This is a genomic window from Pseudomonas sp. FG35 (assembly GCF_057809295.1).
In genome coordinates this window covers 382,425-394,606 of record NZ_JBMDJR010000005.1, presented here as the reverse complement: position 1 = coordinate 394,606, position 12,182 = coordinate 382,425, and the positions used below count along the sequence as shown (strand labels likewise).

Here is a 12,182-nt window from a genome sequence, read left to right as displayed (position 1 = left end):
ACTCACATTTACCAGCTCAATCGATCACTTTCCCAAGGAGTTACCAGATGTTGCACGACAGTCGTCAGGCCTTGGCCAGGGCCGGCAAGTCCCCGGTCAGCCCCAATGCTTCACGCACGAACAGCGCCTTGGCCTCGGGCATCTGCTCGACGATTTTCAGCCCGGTGTTGCGCAGCCAGCGCAGCGGCAGCGGGTCAGCCTGGAACAACCGCTCGAAGCCTTCCATCGCCGCCATCAGTGCCAGGTTGTGCGGCATACGCCGACGCTCGTAGCGGCTCAGGACTTTCACGTCAGCCAGGCGTTCGCCGCGTTCGTTGGCCTGCAACAACACTTCGGCCAGCACCGCGGCGTCGAGGAAACCCAGGTTCACACCCTGCCCCGCCAATGGGTGAATGGTGTGTGCGGCATCACCGATCAGCGCCAGGCCTTCGGCCACGTAGCGCTTGGCGTGACGCTGACGCAGCGGCACACACAGGCGCGGGTCGGCGCTGATGACCTCGCCGAGGCTACCTTCGAACGCGCGCTCCAGCTCACGGCAGAAGTCCGCTTCCTCCAGCGCCATCAGCCGTTCGGCTTCGCTCGGCGTGGTAGACCAGACGATCGAGCACCAGTCCTGCTGACCGTCACGCTCCAGCGGCAAAAAGGCCAGCGGCCCGTGATCGGTGAAACGCTGCCACGCGGTCATGCGGTGCGGTTTGCTGCTGCGCACGCTGGTGACGATGGCGTGATGCAGGTAATCCCACTCGCGAGTGGCGACACCGGTCAGACGGCGCACGGCAGAGTTGGCGCCGTCCGCCGCGATCACCAGCGGCGCGCGCAAGGTGCGGCCATCGGCCAGGGTCAGCAGCCAGTCGTCACCGGAACGGCGCATCTGCTCCAGCCGCGCGTTGGCCAGCAGGCCCAGGTCGCAATCGTGCAGACGCTCGAGCAAGGCATCCTGGACCACGCGGTTTTCAACAATATGCCCAAGCACATCGGCGTGCACACTGCTGGCCGAGAAGTGGATCTGGCCGGTGCCGCTGCCGTCCCAGACGTGCATGTCGGTGTAAGGGCTGGTGCGTCGATTGACGATGCCGTCCCACACGCCGAGGCGATCGAGGATTCGCTGGCTGGCCGCCGACAGTGCGCTCACCCGTGGCTCGAACGGTGCGTCGCCCTTGAAGGGTTTGACGCTCAACGGGCTGCCGTCGAGCAGCAGGACTTCCAGCCCGCTGCCCTGCAACGCCAGCGCCAGGGCACTGCCGACCATTCCGGCTCCGACAATCAGCACATCCGCGCGCATTTCCATGCTTTAAGCCTGTCTCGCTGGCGGCTTGAGCCGCACGTAAAGGGTTTTACCGACCCGCGCCACCAGGTTGCCGGCGCCGTCATGAATGTCGACCTGCAACTGCGGCAGGTATTTCTCGCCACTGGCGGTCTGCCGGCGGATCTCGTCGAGCAGGGTGTCGTCGATGTTGAACCGGGCGAACACCGGGCCTTTGCCCGGCGAGATGAAATCAATGTCGGCGGCCTTGTCCCAGACGATGTACTTCGAGCCGAGGTTTTCCATGAGCATCAACATGAAGAACGGATCGACCATCGAATACAGACTGCCGCCGAACTGGGTGCCGACGTAATTGCGGTTGTACCAGCCCAGGCCCATCGAGACCTGGATGTCACGAAAGTCATCGCTGATGTGCTGCACCCGGACACCGGCGCCGAAGTACGGCGGGTAGAGCGTCATGATCCAGCGCATCAGCCGCGCCTTGCCAAACCGTCTGATCAGCCACTCACGCATCCGGCCGCGTCCCCAGCCCCATGGCCTGACGGGCGAACCAGCGTTTGGCCGGCGGCAGCAGATCGAGGCCGAGCAGGCCGATGTTGCGCCCCAGCGACACCAGCGGCTGGGTGCTGCCGAACAGGCGCGTAACCTGATCGGAGAAACCGACGGTGAGGTCCTGATCGAGACGCTGACGCTCGCGATAGGCCTGCAAGGTCGCAAAATCCCCCAGCGGTTTGTCGCTGGCCAGCAACGCGGCGGCCAACGCATCGGCATCGCGCAGGGACAGGTTGAAACCCTGCCCGGCAATCGGGTGCAAGCTGTGGGCGGCGTTGCCGAGCACGGCCAGATGCGAGCGCACCTGCTCTTCGGCTTCCACCAGCGACAGCGGATACAGATGCCGCGCGCCGACCTGCTTCAGAGTGCCAAGACGGTAACCGAACACGCCTTGTAGCTCGCTGAGGAAATCTCGTTCGCTCAGGTCGGCCAGCCGTTGCGCGTCCATGCCCAGACGGGTCCAGACCAGCGCGCAGCGGTTTTCCGGCAGCGGCAGCAGCGCCATCGGACCTTCGTCGGTGAAGCGCTCGAAGGCCATGCCGTTGTGCGCTTCGCTCGGCGTGATGTTGGCGATCAGCGCGCTCTGGTTATACGGACGCTTGCGTACGTTGATGCCCAGTTGCTCGCGCAGACCGGAACGACCGCCATCGGCGAGCACCGCCAGATCGCACTCGACCGTGGTCTCGTCATTGAGGGTCAGGCGATAGCCGTCGGGCAACGGTTCCATGCGGCTGACTTCCGCCGGGCAGCGCCAGCTGATCACGTCTTTGTCGAGGTGCTGCCACAGGCACTGGCCGAGCCAGGCGTTTTCCACCACGTAACCGAGCGCCGGGACGCCCTCTTCCATCGCCGACAGGCGAGCGGTGGAAAAGCGTCCACGGTCGGACACGTGAATCTGCTTGATCGGCTCGGCGCGACGGGAGATTTCCTGCCACACGCCCAGCCGCTGATAAATCTGCCGCGAGCCGAAGGACAGCGCCGAAGAACGCGCGTCGTAGCTTGGCTGCCAGGTGTCACCGGGGGCGAACGGTTCGATCAGCACGATCTTCCAGCCACGGGCCTTGGCCCCGGCCTGCAAGGCCAACGCCAGACTGGCGCCGACCAGACCGCCACCGATGATTGCCAGATTGACCCGACTCATGCCGCGCAGGTCCGTGCTTGCGCCATCAGGGCTTCGATCTCGGCGACGGTTTTCGGCACGCCGCCGGTCAGGATTTCACAACCGCTCTTGGTCACTACCACGTCATCCTCGATGCGCACGCCAATGCCGCGCCATTTCTTCGCTACGTTCTGATTGTCCGGGGCGATGTAGATGCCCGGCTCCACGGTCAGCGCCATGCCGACTTCCAGCACCCGCCATTGGCCGCCGACCTTGTATTCGCCGACGTCATGCACATCCATGCCCAGCCAGTGACCGGCGCGGTGCATATAAAACGCCTTGTAGGCCTCGGTAGCGATCAATTCGTCGACTTCGCCCTGCAACAACCCCAGCTTCACCAGCCCGGCGGTGATGACCCGAACCGTGGCTTCGTGCGCCTGGTTCCAGTGCTTGTTCGGAGCAATTTCGGCGAATGCCGCTTCCTGCGAGGCCAACACCAATTCGTAGATCGCTTTCTGCTCGGCGGAGAACTTGCCGTTGACCGGCCAGGTGCGGGTGATGTCGCTGGCGTAGCAGTCGATTTCGCAACCGGCGTCGATCAGCACCAGATCGCCGTCCTTGAGCAGTGCGTCATTTTGCTGGTAATGCAGGATGCAGCTGTTGCGCCCGGCAGCGACGATCGAGCCATAGGCCGGCATCTTCGCCCCACCCTTGCGAAACTCGTAATCCAGTTCGGCTTCGAGGCTGTACTCGTACAACCCGGCACGACTGGCCTGCATCGCCCGGATGTGGGCCTGGGCGGAAATCCGCGCCGCTTCGCGCATCACCTTCACTTCTGCCGCCGATTTATACAGGCGCATGTCGTGCAGCAGGTGATCCAGGGCAACGAATTCGTTCGGCGGCTGGGCGCCGAGGTGCGCCTTGGAGCGGATCACGTTGATCCAGTCCATCAGGTGGCGGTCGAATTCCGGGTTGCTGCCCATGGCCGAATACACCCGGTCGCGGCCTTCGATCAGGCCCGGCAGAATGTCGTCGATGTCGGTGATGGGGAAAGCGTCATCGGCGCCGAAATCGCGGATCGCACCTTCCTGGCCGGCGCGCAGGCCGTCCCAGAGTTCGCGTTCGGCGTTGCGTTCACGGCAGAACAGCACGTACTCGCCGTGTTCGCGACCGGGCATCAGGACGATGACCGCCTGTGGCTCGGGGAAACCGCTGAGGTACTGGAAGTCGCTGTCCTGGCGATAGACATGCTCGACGTCGCGGTTGCGAATGGCGACCGCGGCGGCAGGCAGGATCGCGATGCTGTTGGGTTCCATCTGCGCCATCAGCGCCTTGCGGCGCCGGGCGTATTCCGCTTTCGGGATATGGATCATGGGCAGATGGCTTTCCCTGGCACGCGATCAGTGCAGCGACGGCTTGGCCGCTGGCGGCACGTCGGCCTTTTTGGTTTCGGAGAACAACAGCAGCGGCGCGACACGCAGGTACTCCATGACTTCCATGTAATCGCTTTCGCCGTCTTCGGATTCTTCCAGGGCGTCTTGCACCTGGGAGATCGCTGCCAAATCCTGCAACACTTCGGTAGCTTCGGTGCTCAGCATGCTGCTGTCGCGGCAGTTCAGGCCGAAACCGGTGAGGAAGCCCTGGCACCATTCGCCCAGCGCGGCGGCGCGTTCGGCCAGAGGTGCGTCATCGTTCGGCAGCAGCAGAACCACGGTGACGTCGTCGCCAGTGAGTTCGCTCTTGACCATCTCCTGCAGACCGATCAGCGCGTTGCGGACGTTGTCCTGCGGCTCGCTTTCAAGCAGCTCGGCGGCATCGATCAGCCATTCTTCGGCATTGAAGCCGGCGCCGGCACAACTGCGACCGAGCAACAGGCCGTGCAGTTCGGCAGGCGAAACGGAGTGACCGCTGGAGTTCAGCAGGGTGGCGAAGCCTTGGTACGGGGAATTCTGAATGGGCATGGGCAGCTAGGCGCCAGACGGCGCTATGTCTAGAATGAAGGCCTTGTATCCTACATCGACAGACTCGCCAAGACCATTAAAGGCTGTCCGCCAGCCAAACCCATCAGACCGAATCAGTGGACACAATGGAAGACACCGACCTGCAAGCGCTGATGGCCAGACTCGAACTGCTGATTACCCGAGTCGAGCAACTAAAGAGTCAAAATGCACTCTTACTTGCTCAGGAAAAGACCTGGCGCGAGGAACGCGCGCACCTCATTGAAAAAAACGAAATCGCCCGGCGTAAGGTCGAATCGATGATTTCGCGCCTCAAGGCCCTGGAGCAAGACTCATGAGTTCAAGCAATAGCGTTACCGTGCAGATCCTCGACAAAGAGTATTCGATCATCTGTCCCCAGGAAGAGCGCAGCAATCTGATCAGCGCCGCCCGCTACCTGGACGGCAAGATGCGCGAGATCCGCAGCAGCGGCAAAGTCATCGGCGCCGACCGCATCGCCGTGATGGCCGCGCTGAACATCACCCACGATCTCTTGCACAAAGAAGAGCGCCCGGACATCCAGGCCAGCGGCTCGACCCGTGAACAGGTGCGTGACTTGCTCGATCGTGTCGATCTGGTGCTGGCCGACGATCCGGACATCAGCAAGGGCTGATTCGCCAGGCCGCTTGAGTTATACTCGCCGCACTCCCTGGGGTGCTTGCCAGTTGACGATGTCCCTGAGCCGATTTGCACTACCCTGGGGGTTGCACGTTGGGCTGGTGTGCATGTCCGCCAGACGGAAAGCCTTAAAGCCTACTGCATCCTCCACCTTGAACTCTCGGGTTCAAGGGCTAAGTCGACAGCGGCTCATCCGGGGAGCCTGATTCGAATCCGATGCCGGTGCATGCCGGCATCGGATTTTTTATGCGTACGTTTTCGTCCCACCCTGCCGAAGCCGAACCATGACCGAACCCGCGCTGCTGCCCCGTCCTCAACTGCGCCGCCTGCTGCGCAAGGCCCGCCGCTCGCTGACACCGAGTCAGCAACGCCAGGCCGCCGAAGGCCTGTACAGGCAACTGGCACAAGACCCGCACTTTCGCCGGGCCAAACATATTTCCCTGTACCTGCCCACCGACGGTGAAATCGACCCGCGCCTGTTGCTGCGCGCCGCCCAGCGTCGGGGCAAGAAAACCTACCTGCCGGTGCTCAGTGCCTGGCCGCGGACCAAAATGGTCTTTCAGCAAATCCGCCCCGGCGAAAAACTAAAACCCAACCGTTTCCGCATTCTTGAACCGCGCGCCAATCTGGCCCGTCAGCGCAAGGTCTGGGCGCTGGATCTGGTGTTGTTGCCCCTGGTGGGGTTTGACGATGTCGGCGGACGCCTGGGTATGGGCGGCGGTTTCTACGATCGCAGCCTGGCGTATCTGGCCCGACGACAGAACTGGCGCAAGCCGACGCTGCTGGGCCTGGCCCATGAATGTCAGAAAGTCGAACGTCTCGCGCAAGCGAGCTGGGATGTACCGTTGCAGGGAACGGTGACAGACAAGGCGTGGTATTTCGCAGGATAGACGCCGCGCGGATCAGCGGCGTCGAAAAGGCAGTGTCAGCGCTTGAAGGCTGTCGACTGTTGTACTTGTTGCGCCACTTCAATCGGTGCATCGGCCTTGTTGGCCCACAGACTTTGCGCATAACCGGTGGTCACGACGCCCAGACCGAACAAAATCACCAAAGTCCACAGCAAATCCGGTTTGCGTTTCATCGATTGCCCCCCTCAAGGCACATCATCACGATGACAGCAGCGGTTTCCATTCGTAGGCCGTGCAGCAGCGTCAAGCTTTAAAGGCCGGCATTTTGCGACAACGTGAACCTCTGCGCAAATGCTGACGTCAACCGACCGTCGGTTTGTCATAAAATTGCCGGACAACCTGCCCAATGACCGCTTGAGGAGCACACACCATGGCCTACTGGCTGATGAAATCCGAGCCCGACGAGCTCTCGATCAAGGGCCTGGAAAAGCTCGGCAAGGCGCGCTGGGACGGGGTTCGCAACTATCAGGCACGCAATTTCCTGCGGGCCATGGCGGTGGGGGACGAATTCTTTTTCTACCACTCCAGCTGCCCGGAGCCGGGAATTGCCGGAATCGGCAAAATAATCGAAGCCGCGTACCCGGATCCCACCGCACTGGAACCGCAAAGCCATTACTACGACCCGAAAGCCACCCCGGATAAAAACCCCTGGAGCGCGATTGATGTCGCCCACGTCGAAACTTTCAGCCGGGTCTTGAAGCTGGATTATCTGAAACAGCAGACCGCGTTGGCCGAGATGCCGCTGGTGCAGAAGGGCTCGCGACTGTCGGTGATGCCGGTGACGGCCGAGCAGTGGGCGGCAGTACTCGGTTTGCGCTGAGAGGCGTTGCCCCTTGCGGCTGACATGGCTCAGCGCTGCCTGCGTCGCCGATCATTTGACAGACATCAAGCGATGCCATCGCTTTACCCGTCAGACTGAACGCCCAAGCCGCAGGATGCCCTCATGTCAACGTACCGACGCTCCTCTCTGTTATACGCCGGCGCCCTCATCCTGTTGTTGATGGCGGCCGGAGGCTTCGGCTACTGGAAGTCCATGAGCAACCGCCTTCCCGAGGGGCTTCACAGCGCAAACGGGCGACTGGAGGCCACGCAAGTGCAGATCGCCAGCAAGACCCCGGGACGTCTTGCCGAGGTCTTGGTCGATGAAGGCGACAAGGTCAGCAAAGGGCAACTGCTTGCTCGAATGGACACCCGAACCCTCGAGGCCCAGCGCAATCAGGCCGAAGCCGAGGTTATCCGCGCCCGCGAGAACCTCGCCGCCGCCCAGGCCAACGTACAGTTGCGCCTGAGCGAGCAACTGCTGGCCCAGCAAGAACTTGGCCGCTCACAGTCGTTGTTCAAGCATGGTTTTGTCAGCGCGCAGGTTATCGATCAACTGCAATCACGGATCGGCACCGCTAGCGCTGCTGTGACTGCTGCCCGGGCACAGGTCGCTGCAGTCAGCGCGGCCATCGGTGCAGCCCAGGCCCAGGTTGCGCAACTGGCCAGCGAGATCGATGACAGCCGTCTGCGCGCGCCGATCGACGGGCTGATCCAGCTGCGCATGGCCGAACCCGGCGAAGTGCTGGGTGCCGGCGGCAGAGTCCTGCTGCTGATCGATCCCGGCGACCAATACATGAATCTTTACTTGCCGGCCTCTGTCGCCGGGCGTCTGGCGGTCGGCGATGAAGCGCGGATCCTGCTCGACGCCCTGCCCGACCAGGCATTGCCGGCGAAAGTCAGTTTCGTGGCGGCCAAATCGCAATTCACACCCAAAGAGGTTGAAACCCGCGACGAGCGGCAAAAACTGGTCTTTCGCGTCAAGCTGCGACTGACTCGACCTGGCGACGTCCCCCAGGCCAAGCCCGGCATGCCCGGCACGGGCTATGTGCGCACCGCGCCGATCGACTGGCCGGCCCAACTGCAATGAACAGCGTCGCGGTTCACGCGAACGCCATCACTCACCGCTATGGCGAGCGGCAAGCGCTGGATGGCATCGCGTTCGACCTGCCGGCCGGTACCCGCTGCGGCTTGATTGGCCCTGACGGAGCGGGCAAATCCAGTCTGTTGGGGCTGATTGCGGGCGTGAAAGCCCTCCAGCAAGGGCAACTGGAAGTGCTTGGCGGTCCGATTCAGGATCGCAGCCACCGCAACACGCTTTACGCGCGTATCGCTTTCATGCCGCAGGGATTGGGCGGCAACCTGTACCCGGAACTGTCGATCCGCGAGAACGTGCATTTTTTCGCCACCTTGTTCGGCCTCTCCGCCGACGAAAGCGCGCAGCGCCTGCACAACCTGTTGCTCGCCACTGATCTGCTGAGGTTCGCCGATCGACCGGCCGGCAAACTCTCCGGTGGCATGAAACAGAAACTCGGACTGTGTTGCGCACTGATTCACGAACCGGATCTGTTGATCCTCGACGAGCCGACCACCGGCGTCGATCCGCTCTCGCGCCGCAAGTTCTGGGAATTGATCGACGATGTTCGGCGCCAACGACCGCAGCTGACCCTGCTGGTCGCCACGGCCTACATGGAGGAAGCTGAACAATTCGAGCATTGCCTGATGCTCGACGGCGGCCGGATGATCGCCACCGGTCTGAGCCGCGAACTGGCTGCTGTCACGCCGAGCGGCAAGCTTGATGACGCCTTCACTCATTTTCAGGGTGAAAGCCGTCACGCCACTCAACCGCTGCACATCCCGCCTTACACCGGCAACACCGATATTGCCATCGAAGCTCATGACCTGACGTTGCGCTTCGGCAACTTTACGGCTGTGGATCACGTCAGCTTCGCCATCGGGCGAGGCGAAATTTTCGGTTTCCTTGGCTCCAATGGCTGCGGCAAGACCACCACAATGAAAGTCCTGACCGGACTGATGCCCGCCAGCGAAGGTAACGCAACGCTGCTGGGCAATCCGGTGGATGCGAAGGATCTGGCCACGCGCAAACGGGTCGGATTCATGTCTCAGAGCTTTTCGCTGTATGGCGAACTCAGCGTGCGGCAAAACCTTGAACTGCACGCACGCCTGTTCGATTTGCCGAAAACCGAGAGCGCCCAGCGCATCGACGCGCTGATTCAACGCTTCGATCTGCACGGTGTCGCCAATCAATCGTCCGGGGCCTTGCCTCTGGGAATACGCCAGCGCCTGTCACTGGCGGTCGCGGTCTTGCACAGCTCGGAAGTGCTGATTCTGGATGAGCCGACCTCTGGAGTTGATCCCGCGGCGCGAGACGATTTCTGGCGCCTGTTGATCGAACTGTCCCGTGATCAAGGCGTGACCATTTTCCTTTCCACCCATTTCATGAACGAAGCTCAGCGTTGCGACCGCATTTCCCTGATGCACGCGGGCAAAGTGCTGGCCTGTGACACGCCGACGGCACTGCAACAACAGTTTGGCGGCAAGTCCCTGGAGGCGGCGTTCGTGACCTGCCTTGAACAGGCTCAGGGTAGTGCCGAAACCGCCCCGCCTCCCGCGCCGTCACCGGCCCCGAAGGCGCCGGCCAGCTCCGTCAGGGAGCGGGTTTTCAGTTTCGGTCGTCTGACGGCAGTGGCTCGCCGCGAAGGCAAAGAACTGATCCGCGACAAAGTGCGCATGGCGTTTGCACTGCTGGGTGCCATTTTCATGATGGTGATTTTTGGCTTCGGGATTTCCCTGGATGTAGAGAACCTGGCCTTCGCCGTGTATGACCAGGATCAAACGCCACAAAGCCGCGCCTATCTGGAGGCCTTCCGCGGCTCCCGCTATTTCGCCGAACAGCCGCCCATCGAAGATGCACAGGCTCTGCACCGCCGGCTGCAACGTTCGGAAATCAAACTGGCGCTGGAGATCCCGCCCGGATTCGGCCGCGACCTGTACGCCGGACATCGGCCGGAAGTCGCGGCGTGGCTGGATGGCGGCATGCCCTTTCGCGCCGAGACCAGTCGCAACTACGTCGAGGCCGTCCATCTGGCCAATCTTGAGCAACTTGCCGAACAAAGCAGCCCGGCATTGACCCTGTCAGCCCCAGCCACGCTGCAGACCCGCTTTCGCTATAACCAGGATGTGGTCAGCGTCAATGCCATCGGCCCCGGCGTGATGGCGCTGATTCTGGCCTTCATTCCGGCGATGCTGACTGCGCTCGGCATCGTGCGCGAGAAAGAGCTGGGCTCGATCACCAATTTCTACGCCACGCCCCTGACCCGCCTCGAATTTCTGCTGGGCAAACAACTACCCTATCTGCTGGTCAGCCTGGTCAACCTCGCCGTGCTCGTGGCGATGAATCGCTGGCTGTTCGGCGTGCCCTTCAAGGGCAGCCTGCCGACCCTTGCGTTCGGCGGGCTGCTGTATGTACTGGCCACTACCAGCATGGGCCTGCTGATTTCAGCGTTCACCCGAACGCAGATCGCGGCGATCCTCGGCACCATGATCATCACCAGCCTGCCGACCATCCAGTTCTCGGGTCTGATCGTGCCGCGTTCTTCGCTGGAAGGAGCCGCCGCCGTGATGGGCTTGCTGTTTCCGGCCGGTCACTTCCTCGACATCGCCGTAGGAACGTTCACCAAAGCTCTGGACCTGCGTCAACTCTGGCCACAATGTCTGGCGCTGGGCGGCTTTTTTATCGGGTTCACCGGCTTGAGCCTGATCATGCTGAAGAAGCAGGAGGCCTGATGCACAAACTCGTACACATCCTGCGATTGGGTCTCAAGGAACTGACGAGCCTGCGCCATGACAGCGTGTTACTGCTGTTCCTGTTCTACGCCTTCACCGTGGCCATCTATATGCCAGCCGCCGGTTCAGTGATCGGCGTGCATAACGCCAGCGTGGCGATTGTCGACGAGGATCACAGCGCCCTTTCGCGCCAATTGGCCGAGGCGCTGCAGCCTCCGGAATTCCAGACGCCGGTAACGCTGCCCTACGAGCAACTGGATGAAGTCATGGACAGCGGCCGATACACGTTCGTCATCAATATCCCCGCCGGTTTTCAGACCGACCTGCTCGCGGGTCGCCAGCCAGCCCTGCAAGTCAACGTCGACGCCACCGCCATGAGCCAGGCATTCATGGGCGCCGGCTACATCAGCCGAATATTTCAGCGTGAATTATTGGCATATTCAGGCCAGGGTGATGTGCAGACCGGGTCTGCGGTACAACTGACGACTCGAGCCCTGTTCAATACCAATCTTGAGGGCGGCTGGTTTCTGGCCGTGATTCAGATCGTCAACAACATCACCATTCTGGCGATCATTCTGACCGGCACCGCGCTCCTGCGCGAGCGCGAACACGGCACCCTGGATCATTTGCTGGTGCTGCCGCTGACCGCACTGGAAATCATGCTGGCGAAAGTCTGGAGCAATCTGCTGGTGGTGGTGCTATGCACCTGGCTGTCACTGGAAGTGATTGTCAAAGGAGCGTTGGGCGTACCTTTATCCGGCTCATTGAGCCTGTTTTTGCTGGTCACGGCCGTTTATCTGTTCGCCAGCACCGCGCTGGGTATCTTCCTGGCAACGCTGGCGCGTTCGACACCGCAGTTCGGCCTGCTGGCCATCCCGGTGATTATCCCGATGCTGCTGTTGTCGGGCGGCAGCACACCGCTGGACAGCATGCCGCAGTGGTTGCAATGGGTCATGCAAGGGTCACCGTCCACCCACTTCGTCAGCCTCGGCACCGCGATCCTGTTTCGCGACGCCGGACTGAGCGTAGTGTGGCCTGATTTGCTGGCGCTGGTCGTGATCGGTTTACTGTTCTTTTTCATCGCCCTGGCACGGTTTCGCAAGAGCCTGGCGTCCTGA

The 12,182-nt window shown here is 61.9% G+C and carries 13 protein-coding genes and 1 other RNA gene; 8 read left to right on the top strand and 6 right to left on the bottom strand.

Going from position 1 to position 12,182, the window contains the following annotated elements; genetic code table 11:
- Positions 1-64: 64 nt before the first annotated feature.
- The 5 genes from ACODTD_RS13185 to ACODTD_RS13165 are packed head-to-tail and all read right to left on the bottom strand — an operon-like array spanning position 65 to position 4,876.
- Positions 65-1,282: a 2-octaprenyl-3-methyl-6-methoxy-1,4-benzoquinol hydroxylase gene (locus ACODTD_RS13185; protein WP_489104919.1), complete on the bottom strand. Its 1,218-nt coding sequence runs from the start codon at positions 1,280-1,282 to the stop codon at positions 65-67.
- A gap of 9 nt (positions 1,283-1,291) precedes the next feature.
- Complete coding sequence (locus ACODTD_RS13180; RefSeq protein WP_011336469.1) at positions 1,292-1,777, bottom strand: DUF4442 domain-containing protein; 486 nt, start codon at positions 1,775-1,777, stop codon at positions 1,292-1,294.
- Complete coding sequence (gene ubiH / locus ACODTD_RS13175) at positions 1,770-2,957, bottom strand: 2-octaprenyl-6-methoxyphenyl hydroxylase (protein ID WP_011336470.1); 1,188 nt, start codon at positions 2,955-2,957, stop codon at positions 1,770-1,772. The genes ACODTD_RS13180 and ubiH overlap by 8 nt, the downstream gene beginning before the upstream one ends.
- Positions 2,954-4,288 carry a Xaa-Pro aminopeptidase gene (gene pepP, locus ACODTD_RS13170; RefSeq protein ID WP_285354327.1) on the bottom strand — a complete coding sequence of 445 codons (1,335 nt, stop codon included), beginning with the start codon at positions 4,286-4,288 and terminating at the stop codon, positions 2,954-2,956. The genes ubiH and pepP overlap by 4 nt, the downstream gene beginning before the upstream one ends.
- 27 nt (positions 4,289-4,315) lie before the next feature.
- Positions 4,316-4,876 (bottom strand): YecA/YgfB family protein, encoded by a 561-nt coding sequence (locus ACODTD_RS13165; RefSeq protein WP_007951810.1) that lies wholly within the window; start codon positions 4,874-4,876, stop codon positions 4,316-4,318.
- 125 nt (positions 4,877-5,001) lie between these two features.
- Between ACODTD_RS13165 and ACODTD_RS13160 the strand changes: the two genes are divergently transcribed.
- From ACODTD_RS13160 to ACODTD_RS13145, 4 genes are all read left to right on the top strand, one after another.
- The gene (locus ACODTD_RS13160; RefSeq protein WP_007940359.1) at positions 5,002-5,211 is read left to right on the top strand and encodes a TIGR02449 family protein; all 210 of its coding nucleotides are present in this window, start codon (positions 5,002-5,004) and stop codon (positions 5,209-5,211) included.
- The gene (locus ACODTD_RS13155) at positions 5,208-5,525 is read left to right on the top strand and encodes a cell division protein ZapA (protein ID WP_007951811.1); all 318 of its coding nucleotides are present in this window, start codon (positions 5,208-5,210) and stop codon (positions 5,523-5,525) included. Before ACODTD_RS13160 ends, ACODTD_RS13155 begins: the two co-directional genes overlap by 4 nt.
- Before the next feature lie 30 nt (positions 5,526-5,555).
- Positions 5,556-5,734, top strand: a non-coding RNA gene (ssrS, locus tag ACODTD_RS13150) — 6S RNA.
- An 80-nt stretch (positions 5,735-5,814) separates the two neighbouring features.
- A complete protein-coding gene (locus ACODTD_RS13145) occupies positions 5,815-6,420 on the top strand; it encodes a 5-formyltetrahydrofolate cyclo-ligase (RefSeq protein ID WP_201818848.1) in 606 nt (201 codons plus the stop codon).
- 35 nt (positions 6,421-6,455) lie between these two features.
- Here ACODTD_RS13145 and ACODTD_RS13140 read toward each other — a convergent pair whose 3' ends face one another.
- Complete coding sequence (locus ACODTD_RS13140; RefSeq protein WP_007911192.1) at positions 6,456-6,611, bottom strand: hypothetical protein; 156 nt, start codon at positions 6,609-6,611, stop codon at positions 6,456-6,458.
- A gap of 197 nt (positions 6,612-6,808) precedes the next feature.
- Here ACODTD_RS13140 and ACODTD_RS13135 point away from each other — a divergent pair, with 197 nt between their 5' ends.
- From ACODTD_RS13135 to ACODTD_RS13120, 4 genes are all read left to right on the top strand, one after another.
- A complete protein-coding gene (locus tag ACODTD_RS13135) occupies positions 6,809-7,258 on the top strand; it encodes an EVE domain-containing protein (RefSeq protein WP_011336473.1) in 450 nt (149 codons plus the stop codon).
- Positions 7,259-7,381: 123 nt separating this feature from the next.
- Positions 7,382-8,347, top strand: coding sequence for an HlyD family secretion protein (locus tag ACODTD_RS13130; protein WP_221615785.1), 966 nt, complete (start codon positions 7,382-7,384; stop codon positions 8,345-8,347).
- Positions 8,344-11,064, top strand: a complete 2,721-nt coding sequence (gene rbbA, locus ACODTD_RS13125; protein ID WP_489104909.1) for a ribosome-associated ATPase/putative transporter RbbA — start codon at positions 8,344-8,346, stop codon at positions 11,062-11,064. Before ACODTD_RS13130 ends, rbbA begins: the two co-directional genes overlap by 4 nt.
- Positions 11,064-12,182 carry an ABC transporter permease gene (locus ACODTD_RS13120; RefSeq protein ID WP_064379942.1) on the top strand — a complete coding sequence of 373 codons (1,119 nt, stop codon included), beginning with the start codon at positions 11,064-11,066 and terminating at the stop codon, positions 12,180-12,182. Before rbbA ends, ACODTD_RS13120 begins: the two co-directional genes overlap by 1 nt.